This window comes from Candidatus Neomarinimicrobiota bacterium, from assembly GCA_022567655.1.
In the GTDB taxonomy this organism is placed as follows: domain Bacteria; phylum Fidelibacterota; class SORT01; order SORT01; family SORT01; genus JADFGO01.
Map to the genome: position 1 here is coordinate 1 of JADFGO010000066.1, position 11719 is coordinate 11719.

Here is an 11719-nt window from a genome sequence, read left to right on the forward strand (position 1 = left end):
TGTAATAGATTGTCAGCAGAAAATTCAGTCGGGGGAATGGAAAATAGAATCTATTCAACTAATGCAAGCGGAGGTATAGATATGGCAGAATATCAGGAAGATCAATTATTGGACTGCAAGGGTATGCAGTGTCCGCTCCCGATAGTTAAGACTAAAAAGATGATCGACTCTATGGAAGTGGACCAGATACTAAAAATGGTCGCGACTGATCCGGGTGCGATAAACGATATGGCAGCGTGGTCACGCCGAACAGGGCATGAGCTGCTCGAAAGTATCACTGCTGACAACGAGTTTATCTTCTATGTCAGGAAAGTAGCCTGATTTAAAAGAGAATTTATTTAACCGAGCCGGTAAATAACTCAGGAGGTTTAGATGAGCAAAAAGAATGGTGAAAAAAAGAAAATGGCGTTGATAGCGTCAAGGGGAACACTTGATTGGGCATATCCTCCGTTTATACTTGCTTCAACGGCTGCGGCAATGGACATGGAAGTAGCGATCTTTTTTACGTTTTACGGACTTTCATTGTTAAAAAAGGATTTGGATGCCAAGGTAGCCCCGCAGGCAAATCCGGCAATGCCGATGAAGCTCCCGTTTGGTCCTAAAGCGCTGAAGAATTTTAATTGGCCTATTCCAAACATAATCATGGCGAACGTTCCGGGATTTGAAACAGCCGCTACAGCGCTAATGAAGCAGACGTTCAAGAAGAAGGGCGTTGCCACTATTGAAGAGCTCAGGACTATATGTCTCGAAAGCAACGTCAAACTAATCGGATGCCAGATGACAATGGACGTCTTCGGATTTAAAAGGGAAGAATTCATAGACGGCATAGAAGTGGCCGGCGCGGCAACGTTTCTTGAATTTGCCATGGATTCCGATATTCAGCTCTTCATCTGATTACTCTTTCGGCAATCTATTCGGATCGATGTGAGTCCTTATAGTCAGCCGATGAGAAGAGGAGATCAGTAATTGCCGGTTGTTTAAAGGCAAGTACATAAAGACTACATTTGTGTGTTCCATGATGGGAAGAAATTAAGCCCGATAAAAATTCCTCCGGTCTGGAATTAGAATAGCAAGGGTATGCAGATAGACTGTTCAATGAATGAAATGAATAGAACTGTGAATTCGGCGGAGAAAGCGCCCGCATTGATTGTGTCATGCTGCGCCAGGCTGCGAAAAAAAGTCTTTAAAGGTCATCAACTAAAAAGTAGATGACCTTGTTTTTTAATAATGCGGCTCTGCCGCTTTAAAAAAATAAGGAAACTAAATTATGGTTGAGAAAGGTAAAGTTACCATTTTTATGACTTCCGGCCCTGATACGCCCCAAAGATGCGCCACTCCTTTTTATATGGCAAATGTAGCCGTGGCAATGGATAACGAGGCAGAGATGATCTTCCAGATTGACGGAACTCTCCTCATGAAAAAGGGTTTGGCTGAAAATATTATAGCGAAAGAGGGCGGGAAAAAAATCATCGACTTCATACGAGAGGCAAAGGAAGCGGGCGTTACGATGCGGGTCTGTTCAGATTCACTACAGCTTCACGATATGACGGAGGATGACCTGATAGAAGAGTGTGACGGTGTTATCGGGGCGGCGTATATGACCGACATCGGAATGGACAGTGACCTGGTTTTAAGTTATTAGCAAGGGAGTAAAGCCATAGGAGAAGTAAAAAATTGCCTATTGCCGGACGACTTACTGTACCATATCGAATTCAACGTCTGGATAAGGTGTAACGATGACGGAACTATTGAGATTGGATTTACAGACATTGCCCAGACGATGGCGGGCTCCGTTATCCATTGTATGCCGAAGAAAGTAGGAAAGACAATAAAAAAAGGTAAAAGTTTAGCTACGGTAGAGAGTGGCAAATGGGTTGGACCTGTAAAATCGCCATTTTCGGGTGAAATAGTTGCGGTGAATGGGAACGGCTGTCCTGGGAAGAGGCGTTGGACGACATATCCGGGAGAATCCGGGATTCGCTCAATGCCGGAAGACAGAATAACATCGTCTATCATGTCGGAAGGCCGGGTCACGAAGGCTACACAGAGCGTGTGCTTCAGGCGTGGGGCGTGGACGGTCATAACTCGCACACCAATATCTGTTCCTCCGGCGCCCGTATGGGTTACGCTCTCTGGCAAATGTTCGACAGGCCTTCTCCCGATCACGCAAACGCAGAGACGATACTGCTGATAAGTTCGCATCTCGAAACGGGACATTATTTTAATCCTCACGCACAGCGTATAATCGAGGGAATGATGGAGGGAGCTAACCTGATTGTCATGGACCCACGGCTCTCGAACACCGCCTCCATGGCTGACGTCTGGATGCCGACATACCCCGGTTCCGAAGCTGCGGTTCTCCTCGCAATGGTAAAGATAATTCTCGATGAGGAGATGTACGACGGGGAGTTTCTCGAGACATGGATAAACTGGCAGGATTATATGCAGCAGGTGCATCCTCAGGAGGAAGTTAGTTTTACCCGGTTCATAGAAAAACTCAAGGATGAGTACAGCGAATTTACGCCGGAGTTTGCGGCAAAGGAGGCAGGTATCGAACCCGATTCCATACTTAAAGCCGCGCGGCTGGTCGGAAAAGCGGGCAAGCGTCTCTCGACGCATAACTGGCGTGCGGCGGGTAGCGGAAACCTCGGCGGGTGGCAGGTGGCGAGGTGTCTGCATTTTCTTAACGTTCTCACCGGAAGCGTGGGAACGGTCGGAGGCACCTCCCCGAGCAGGTGGAATAAGTTCAAGCCGACGTTCTTCGACGTGCCGCCGGCGCAGAAATTCTGGAACGAGTTGCATTATCCGAGGGAATATCCTTTAGCGCACCACGAAATGAGTTTCCTGCTTCCGCACTTCCTGAAGGAGGGACGCGGCGAGCTCGACGTGTATTTCACGCGGGTATTTAATCCGGTATGGACTTACCCGGACGGCTTTACGTGGATAGAGGTTCTTCGGGACGAGTCAAAGATTAAATGTCATGTGGCTCTGACTCCGACATGGAACGAGACGGCGTATTGGGCTGATTACGTGCTGCCTATGGGGCATGCGAGCGAACGGCACGATCTGAACTCCTACGAGACACACTCCGGTATGTGGATTGCTTTCCGGCAGCCGGTTTTGAGGGAGGTCGCCCGCCGCGCCGGGAAGGAAAAGAGTTCGAATTTACGCATGAGGTGAATCCGGGTGAAGTGTGGGAGGAGGACGAATTCTGGATAGAGCTGTCATGGAAGATCGACCCCGACGAATCTCTGGAGATAAGGAAGCATTTTAAATCTCCGTACAGGGACGGCGAAAAGATAACTGTGGACGAATATTACAGGTATATTTTCGAAAACGTTCCCGGACTAAAAGAAAAAGCATCCGAAGAAGGCTTAAATCCGCTGGATTACATGAGGAAATACGGTGCGTTCGAGATTGAAAGCGCCTCATTCGAGAAACACCTGAAACCGCTTGACAGCTCAATCGTTGAAGGCGCTGAGGTCAATGATAAGCATCAGGTTCTGAAGGACGGAAAAGTGATAGGTGTTCAGGAAGGTGATAAAGCTGTCGTCGGATTCCCCACCCCAACAAAGAAACAGGAATTTTTCTCGAACACGATGAAAGAATGGAAGTGGGAGGAATACACGATTCCGAATTACATAAAAAGTCATATTCATCCCGATAATCTGGATAAGTCGAAAAATGAGTTCGTCCTGGTTCCTACTTTCAGGCTTCCGACAATGATTCACAGCCGTTCTGCCAACGCTAAATGGCTGGTGGAAATCTCACACCGGAATCCGATCTGGATACATCCCAAGACCGCTCGGAAAATCGGTGTGAGAAGAAACGGAGACCTGCTGAAGATAGAGACCGAAATAGGCTATTTCATTGATAAAGTCTGGATTACCGAGGGTATAAAACCGGACGTGATCGCCTGCTCGCATCACATCGGCAGATGGCGGCGGGAGAACGATTCGAAGGGAAACAGCTGGCTGATGAACACGGTTTCCATAACCGAAGAAGAAAGCGGTAAATGGAAGATGTCTATCAAGGAGTCTGTGCGGCCGTTTCAGAGTAAGGACAAAGACTCCAAACGAATCTGGTGGCGCGACGGAGGTGTTCATCAGAACATAACTTTCCCGGTTCACCCCGATCCAGTTTCCGGAATGCACTGCTGGCATCAGAAAGTACGGGTCAACCTGCCGGCGGAGGGTGAGAAGTACGGAGATATCTTCGTTGATACCAATAAATCATTTAAGGTTTACAAAGAGTGGCTGAAGATGGCGCGTCCGGGACCCGGTCCCGGCGGACTTCGCCGTCCGTTGTGGATGGCTCGAACGCTTCGACCCGAAGAGAAAGCATTTTATATAGAATAAAAACTGTAAAGAGTTACGTTTGTAACGAAACCAATAACCGCATTCTCGAGAATTTCTGAGATGATAGCGGGCATTATATATTGGTTGACCCAGAAGCGATGGTTCCTTTTCGCGATCGCCGTCGGTCTGACGCTGTTTCTTCTTCCGCACCCGGATGGCTTGAGTTTAGAGGGGTACAGGGTTTTAATAATTGTCGTCATCGCAATCATCCTGATCATATTCGAGCCGCTGCCTATTCCCGCCGTAGCCCTGCTGATTTTGATATTGCAAGTACTCTTCGATATCGCTTCGCCTAATGAAGTAGCGAAATCGTTTATGAACGATGCTGTTTTTTTCATCATGGGCTCTCTTATGCTCGCCGTAATAATTGTCAGTCAGGGACTCGATACGAGATTAGCGCTGGGTATAATCAAACTGACCGGAAATAAAACCTGGCGGATCATTGTAGGATTTGTAAGTATCTCAGCCATATTGTCCTCCTTCATCGGGGAGCACACCGTAACGGCAATGATGATGCCGGTCGGACTCACGTTAGTCAGGTATTCGAGTAAAGATCCTTCGAAAGTGGCGAAATTAACGTTGCTGATTCTGTTTTCGATAGCATACGGCAGCGCAATGGGTTCAATAGGAACACCTTCAGGCGGAGGAAGAAACGTCATAATGATAGGGTACTGGTCGGAATTCGGTATTGCTGAGATATCGTACTTGGAGTGGATGAAATATACGTATCCGATTCTTCTAATTGAAATCCCACTGGCAGTCATTATATTATGGTGGACCTTTCGTCCGGAAATACTTGTCCTCGACAACGCCGTTCGCCGGCTAAGGATACAGGTCGAGAAGAGCGGAAAGATGAGTCAGAAACAGATATTCTCCATCTTCCTTTTTGTTTTGATTTTTTTGGGATGGGTATTTTTAAGTCCGACAATCGGACTCGGGATAGTAGCTCTGAGCGGAGTGTTCCTCTATCTGACTTTCGGAATAATAGAGTGGAACCAAATCAGCCGTAATACCAGCTGGGGTATAATCCTCCTGTTCGGAGCGGCGATTTCAATCGGGCTGAGGATGAACGAAACGGGAGCGGCGATGTGGATAGCGGATCAATCGATTTCGGTAATGCAGCTTTTGGCGGAAGACATAGGTGTTTTAAAATGGTTCACTTCTGTTCTGCTGACCGGGTTTCTTACGAATTTGCTCAGTAACTCTGCGACTATTGCGATAATCGGTCCGATAGTGTTAAATATGGGTGGTGATGCGGTTAAAATGGGCTTCGCCACGGCTATCGCTTCCGCTTTTGCTTATTTGACCGTCGTAGCGTCGCCGACCTGTATGATCATTCATTCGAGCGGTTTAGTGAGACCGCGTGATTTTCTGAAGGCGGGTTGGAAAATGTTCGTGATGTCAATTTGCGTTTTGTACGTGGTATCGAACCTGCTGTGGTGATCGAAAGCTGAATATGCTTGAACTTGGTTCAGGAAAGTGAGATAATGACGGCATGAAATTTTTACTTGCCATAGGGGGCAAAGAATACTCCCAACCTACTCTTGACATTGGATCGAGGATAGCCCGGTCATTCGATGCGGGGTTAAGCGTTGTTTACGTAGGCAGAAAGACCAAACAGATTTATGACAGCGGTGTTCAGCTTGCCATGGATAGTCTGGCAAAGTGGGAGATATACCATCCCGGTGTTGATGTGCTTCAATGGGCGTTCGAATACTTAAAGGAATCCGGTTTTTTGAAAACTGATCTCTCCGCCGCCGACTTTGATCCGAAAAATTTGGTCGGGAGCGGCAGCAGGTTCAGGATGGTTCTGCCGGGAAGTTACGGCAATGATATCGATCTGATATTACGTGAAGGCGAAATCATTGATGAGCTTCGCCAGGAGCTAAATGAAGACGAGTATTTTATGACCATTATAGGGGGCAGCAAAAAGAGGAACATGGCTCACAACCTTATACAATATCTACCTACTTCGATATTCGTCGTACAGAATTACAAACGTGATATAACGTATAAGCTCCTGTTATTGGTGGACGACTCGGAGGCAACAAAGAGGGCAATCCGGTTCGGAGCGACAATAGCAAAACAGCAGAAATTATTTATTAATATGTTGACCGTGTCGAAGAAAGAGGGGAACAACGCCGGGTACGAGCGCGCTGCTAAGGCAGCGGCGAAGCTGCTCAAAGCTCAGGGTGTGGATTTCGAACAGCATACAAGAATCGGTGATCCTGTCGATACGTTTATAGAGTTTGCTGGGGACGATAATATACTGGTAATGGGAGTCTCCAGCCAATCACCGCTGAAAAAGTTTTTCATGGGAAGTAAACCGATTAAAACACTTCAAAGAGCTAATACTCCGATTCTTATAGTTCGCTAATAGAATAAATAGATGTATAAAGTAAGAGCTCCACACCGTGGATCGCGGAGCTCTTTGCCATCATAATATATATGCAAGCTGATTATTTCGGTGTCAGATTCGGGGAGAGGTTTTAATATTATGGACGATTTTTTGAAACACTTACTCTAATAATAATCGTTTAGGGATCTATGCGCAACAATGCAAATCTGAACTGGCGGGTAATGAGATATTTTATTAAAAATCGGTGTCGTGGGACGATTCCCCAAAACGATGAATTTATCTATACGGTCTATATCCGAGAGCGGCTCTGCGGGCTCTTTTTTCCGCTTTCGCTTTTTTCATTCTCTTTTGCTGACTCGGTTTGACGTAGTAGGAGTTCTTTCTAAAGTCCTTAAGGATACCCGCTTTTTCGTATTTCTTTTTAAATCTCCGTAACGCTTTTTCAAGCGGCTCGTCTTTTCTTACTAATACTTGTACCATATTTAGTGTGGTCTTCTCCTAACGGGTCAGCCGAGATATGCTCTCAGTTTTTTGCTGCGTGATTTATGCCTGAGTCTCCGTATCGCTTTTTCCTTTATCTGGCGGACTCTTTCACGAGTCACGCTGAATTCTTCTCCGATTTCGTTCAACGTCAGCGGATATTCTCTGTCAATCCCGAAATACATTCTAATGATTTCCCGCTCTCTGTCCTTTAGCGTATCGAGCGCTGCGGCAATTTCATTTTTCAGTGATTCCGACATCAAATCATTATCCGGTGATTCCTGTCCTTCATCTTGAACAACATCGATGAGAGAATTTTTCTCGCCTTCCCGGAAAGGCGCATCGAGGGAGTTATGCCGTTTTGACATCATTATCGAATCGGATACCTCTTCCGGTTTCATGTCGAGTTTTTCGGCGATCTCAACTTCGTTCGGAGCTCTCTCAAACCCCTGTTCGAGAGCCTGCGCTACCTTGGTGACTTTACTGATCGTCCCGACCCTGTTCAAGGGCAGCCGCACTATACGGGAGTGTTCCGCAAGCGCCTGTAAAATAGATTGCCTGATCCACCATACCGCATAAGATATAAACTTAAAACCGCGGGTTTCGTCAAATCTTTCGGCAGCTTTAATAAGTCCGAGGTTCCCTTCGTTGATCAGATCGGTCAACGGAAGTCCCTGACCCTGATAATTTTTCGCGACACTTACGACAAACCTCAAGTTCGCTTCGGTAAGCTTCTTCAAAGCCTTTAAAGCCTTATTCGGGTCACCGCACTTTACCAATTTCGCAAGCCTTACTTCCTCATCGGGTTTTAGAGGTTCATATTTGCCTATTTCCTCTAAGTACTTGGAAAGAGACCTGTTTGCGTCCATTCCGAGTCTGTTCATTCTTTCCGCCATAATTGTTACCTTTAAATTTTTCTATTCTAAGTTAAAATCTTCTAAATATTCGGACAGTTATTCCCCGTATATCATTGCTCAAGAGCTAATTGGGGGTAAATAAGTAAAAACGTAAAAATTCCGGAAAATATCAGTAGTGCCCGCTTTAAATAGTTTCTCTCTCACAGCTTTATAATGTATTGATAATAATGACATTAGTCAAGCATTAAAAGCTTTGGGCTGTTCTATGGGTAAAGACCCGTGAATCCGGTTACGAAATCAGGGCTTTTTTGAAGCGGGGTTAGGATTTCTCCGGAGGACTCCCCTGTGAAGAACACACACTTGCCGCTGATAGGTAAACAATGGTTTCAAGTTTCTTAGGCTGCGATTGACAATGTAATTCGTAACAGTTATCTTCCTTATTAATTATTTGTTTAATCATATTGGAGAACCCATGAACTCTGAACCGACATTCTCAAAGAAAGTCAAATTTCCGGCAGGAACGATCATCATTCAAGAAGGAGAAAAAGGGGGACCATTTTATATCCTTCTTGAAGGAAAATGCGAAGTCCTTAAACGCGATTTCCCACTTACAACGCTTGGCAAAAGGGGAATCATCTTCGGGGAGATGAGTATGCTTCTGGACATACCCCGCACAGCGACCGTGCAAGCGATTGTGGATGTAACGGCGTATGAGGCTGACATCAGCCTCGATGATATGTTGACTCATTATCCGAAGACGACTAAGAGCATTATGCGCACCCTCGCCAAACGTGTTGTTCATCAGACAGACATGCTTTATGGGTATATTGTTGATGAGGAGCTGGAGGAGCATGGCGAGATTGTTAAAGAAGGGTAAGTAATTTGTAAGCGTTTTGGTATTCTATTGAGTGGTGTGGCGAAAATGAGCCACACTAAACGTCACAAAACAGCATCAAACAACACTAAACGACACTAATCGACAAATAGAAAAACCATTGATAAATGGATGTAAATCAAGGGCTTTGGTTCTATTGCATTTTGACTCTTACTTAATTTAACACCACCTACTAAGCAACCATTCTCGCTCTCTAATATCGTTTCCATGACGGCAGCTCCTGAATTATTTGCGAGGGCTTGTCAATAGTCACGGTTCAGCTTATACATTCTATTCAACAAGGTAATACAACTTACAGATAGTAGTTGAATTTCTATTTATAGTGGTATATGCTTTAAAAGAAGCCGGAGTAATGAGCCGGAGGGTATTATGTCAATTGCATCTAAATCTATATACTCAAGTGACCAATTAAAACCTACCCGCTATGGAGAAATCTTACAGGAATTTTTTAACCCGTCGGATGTGCGCCTCAATGGGGACCGAGAGTGGGATATTAGGGTGAACAACGACGGTTTCTATTCAAAAATTCTCGCGGGCGGCTCGCTAGCTTTTGGTGAGTCCTATATGGACGGATGGTGGGAATGCGAAGCGCTTGACGAGTTATTCTATAGGCTGCAGCGAGCGATGTTGAAAAAAAAGATAAAACGTCCGAGTAAGTCGATCTGGTCTCTCTTCCACGCTAAATTGTCGAACCTGCAGAGCAGATCGAAGGTTGTCAGCGTCGGCGGAAGTCATTACAACAGAAACGGTGCATTATTCCAGAAGATGCTTGACAAACGGATGGTTTACAGCGGCGCTTACTGGAAATCCGCCGTGGATCTTGATGAGGCTCAGGAAGCGAAACTCGATCTGATTTGCAAGAAAATCATGCTCAAGCCGGGAATGAGAATACTTGATATCGGTTGCGGGTGGGGTAGTTTTGCGAAATACGCCGCGGAGAATTACGATGTCGAGGTGGTCGGCATCACCGTATCGAAGGAGCAATTTAAGCTCGGCAGTGAAATGTGCGAGGGGCTTTCGGTTGAGCTGCGCCTGCAGGATTATAGGGAGTTAGATGAACAATTTGACCGGATAGTGTCCGTGGGCATGTTTGAGCACGTCGGAGCTAAGAATTACAGGACGTTTATGAAGATTGTGAGGCGATGTCTGGTTCCGGACGGTATATTTCTGCTGCACACCATCGGCGCCCTCACGACTAACATGGTGATCGACCCTTGGGTTGACAAGTACATATTTCCCGATTCGCTGATCCCATCAGCGAGACATATAGCCGAGGCGGCTGAAGGCTTGTTCGTCATGGAGGACTGGCACAACATCGGCTCAGACTACGATAAAACGCTGATGGCGTGGTATGCCAACTTCCAAAAGGGATGGGATTCACTCAAATCGCAATTTTATATACGATTCTACCGCATGTGGAGATATTATCTGCTCAGCAGCGCAGGCTCATTCAGAGCGCGTTCCAGTCAGCTATGGCAAATCGTCTTCTCTATAAACGGTGTAAAGGGTGGTTATGAGAGCGTTCGGTAGTTGAGGAATAGAATAGCATTAAATGAATTCCAATCTGGCGAAAATGAGCCAACCTAAACGTCACAAAACAACATCAAATAATTCGGAACAACCCAACACTCAGAATCTAATTGTCAATCTCTTTTATTTTATTGTTAAGCCATATCGCATAAGCAATGTCAAACACTATACCAATTCCAAGACCCTTAAATATTGCGGTTTTCTTCGAGTCAACCTCAATACGAGCAATATCATTCAATTTGATGCTTTCGAATCCCAATAATGTAGACAATGTAATTTCGTCTTCTGTTAGGTCAATGAATTTACCAGTTTTAGTGCTTTGATTATTCTGAGTAACCAAAATTTCTTGATAATCATTGAAATTTTTATAATTTTCACGATCAATAATTACCTTTTTTGTATTTCTCGCATCAATTTCCGATCCGATAGCGTAGCCAATTAAAGTACAACCATTGTGAAGGAGCAAAATAGATAGTAATAGGAGAGCGAAAATTCGATTTTTGATATTTTTCATCACTACTTCAAATGCCTCGCATTGATTTACAAGAATAAGACAGGCTATTAACGATTTTCAAATATTAGAGCAGCTAAAATTTTTAGAAAGTAAGTCATCCCGATAAATCTTTGCTATCAGATTCATTCACAAGTTATGACGCAACCCTGAAATATAATCCCCAATAATAGTAACGCTACCAAAGCACCTGTAAATATCGCAACAGCTGAGACATAAATTTTTAAGACGTTTTGTGCGACATTTCCAGCGTTACGATGCTCAGTCACATGTAAAATTTTAAGAATATCGTTTGAGTGTATTTTTCTTATTTCGCTGGAAGTCATAAAGTGGAGTTTTCCGGAAAGTATTTTAGCTGATGAATCACTTTCAGCGCTATCTTCAGTAAATCCAACATATTTGCCTTGAATTTTTGAGCTATCAGTGAGGAATAATACTATATCAATGCGGGATGCCATTTTCACAATATCAACTAATGAGACCTCTTCAATTTTTGTTTCTATCGTAGGTTTCAATTCGGGTTTTACAACTGCACAGGCATTTAAGGAGAGAGATGCTACCAAAATTATTATAAGAAGTTTTTTATTACTTTTATATTCTATGATGCCCATAAAAATTCCTAATTGAAATTGAAAGATAATACAATGTAAGTAACAAATTGATTCGTATCAAACATAAAGTGGCGAAAATGAGCCAACCTAAACGTCACAAAACAACATCCTAGAAAAC

13 protein-coding genes are annotated in these 11719 nt (G+C 44.6%); 9 read left to right on the forward strand and 4 right to left on the reverse strand.

The annotated features are described in order from the left end of the window. Positions 1-81: 81 nt before the first annotated feature. From IID12_07465 to IID12_07495, 7 genes are all read left to right on the forward strand, one after another. Complete coding sequence (locus IID12_07465) at positions 82-321, forward strand: sulfurtransferase TusA family protein (GenBank protein MCH8288927.1); 240 nt, start codon at positions 82-84, stop codon at positions 319-321. A gap of 51 nt (positions 322-372) precedes the next feature. Then, complete coding sequence (locus IID12_07470; GenBank protein ID MCH8288928.1) at positions 373-894, forward strand: DsrE/DsrF/DrsH-like family protein; 522 nt, start codon at positions 373-375, stop codon at positions 892-894. Between the two features lie 373 nt (positions 895-1267). Then, complete coding sequence (locus tag IID12_07475; protein MCH8288929.1) at positions 1268-1642, forward strand: DsrE family protein; 375 nt, start codon at positions 1268-1270, stop codon at positions 1640-1642. 15 nt (positions 1643-1657) lie between these two features. Then, the gene (locus tag IID12_07480) at positions 1658-2191 is read left to right on the forward strand and encodes a glycine cleavage system protein H (GenBank protein ID MCH8288930.1); all 534 of its coding nucleotides are present in this window, start codon (positions 1658-1660) and stop codon (positions 2189-2191) included. Positions 2192-3095: 904 nt separating this feature from the next. Next, the gene (locus tag IID12_07485; protein ID MCH8288931.1) at positions 3096-4358 is read left to right on the forward strand and encodes a hypothetical protein; all 1263 of its coding nucleotides are present in this window, start codon (positions 3096-3098) and stop codon (positions 4356-4358) included. 60 nt (positions 4359-4418) lie between these two features. Beyond that, the gene (locus IID12_07490; protein MCH8288932.1) at positions 4419-5801 is read left to right on the forward strand and encodes a DASS family sodium-coupled anion symporter; all 1383 of its coding nucleotides are present in this window, start codon (positions 4419-4421) and stop codon (positions 5799-5801) included. Between the two features lie 52 nt (positions 5802-5853). Then, on the forward strand, positions 5854-6735 hold the full coding sequence (locus IID12_07495; protein MCH8288933.1) for a universal stress protein: 882 nt from the start codon (positions 5854-5856) through the stop codon (positions 6733-6735). Positions 6736-6993: 258 nt separating this feature from the next. On the opposite strand, the gene rpsU is transcribed toward IID12_07495, so the two are convergent. Beyond that, a complete protein-coding gene (rpsU, locus tag IID12_07500; GenBank protein ID MCH8288934.1) occupies positions 6994-7197 on the reverse strand; it encodes a 30S ribosomal protein S21 in 204 nt (67 codons plus the stop codon). A gap of 26 nt (positions 7198-7223) precedes the next feature. Continuing rightward, complete coding sequence (locus IID12_07505) at positions 7224-8081, reverse strand: RNA polymerase sigma factor RpoD/SigA (protein MCH8288935.1); 858 nt, start codon at positions 8079-8081, stop codon at positions 7224-7226. Positions 8082-8526: 445 nt separating this feature from the next. Between IID12_07505 and IID12_07510 the strand changes: the two genes are divergently transcribed. Both IID12_07510 and cfa read left to right on the forward strand, forming a co-directional pair. Beyond that, a complete protein-coding gene (locus IID12_07510; GenBank protein ID MCH8288936.1) occupies positions 8527-8931 on the forward strand; it encodes a cyclic nucleotide-binding domain-containing protein in 405 nt (134 codons plus the stop codon). A 387-nt stretch (positions 8932-9318) separates the two neighbouring features. Further along, positions 9319-10479, forward strand: coding sequence for a cyclopropane fatty acyl phospholipid synthase (gene cfa / locus IID12_07515; GenBank protein ID MCH8288937.1), 1161 nt, complete (start codon positions 9319-9321; stop codon positions 10477-10479). 106 nt (positions 10480-10585) lie between these two features. On the opposite strand, the gene IID12_07520 is transcribed toward cfa, so the two are convergent. Beyond that, the gene (locus tag IID12_07520) at positions 10586-10993 is read right to left on the reverse strand and encodes a hypothetical protein (GenBank protein MCH8288938.1); all 408 of its coding nucleotides are present in this window, start codon (positions 10991-10993) and stop codon (positions 10586-10588) included. 122 nt (positions 10994-11115) lie between these two features. After that, on the reverse strand, positions 11116-11601 hold the full coding sequence (locus tag IID12_07525; GenBank protein ID MCH8288939.1) for a hypothetical protein: 486 nt from the start codon (positions 11599-11601) through the stop codon (positions 11116-11118). Positions 11602-11719: the final 118 nt, after the last annotated feature.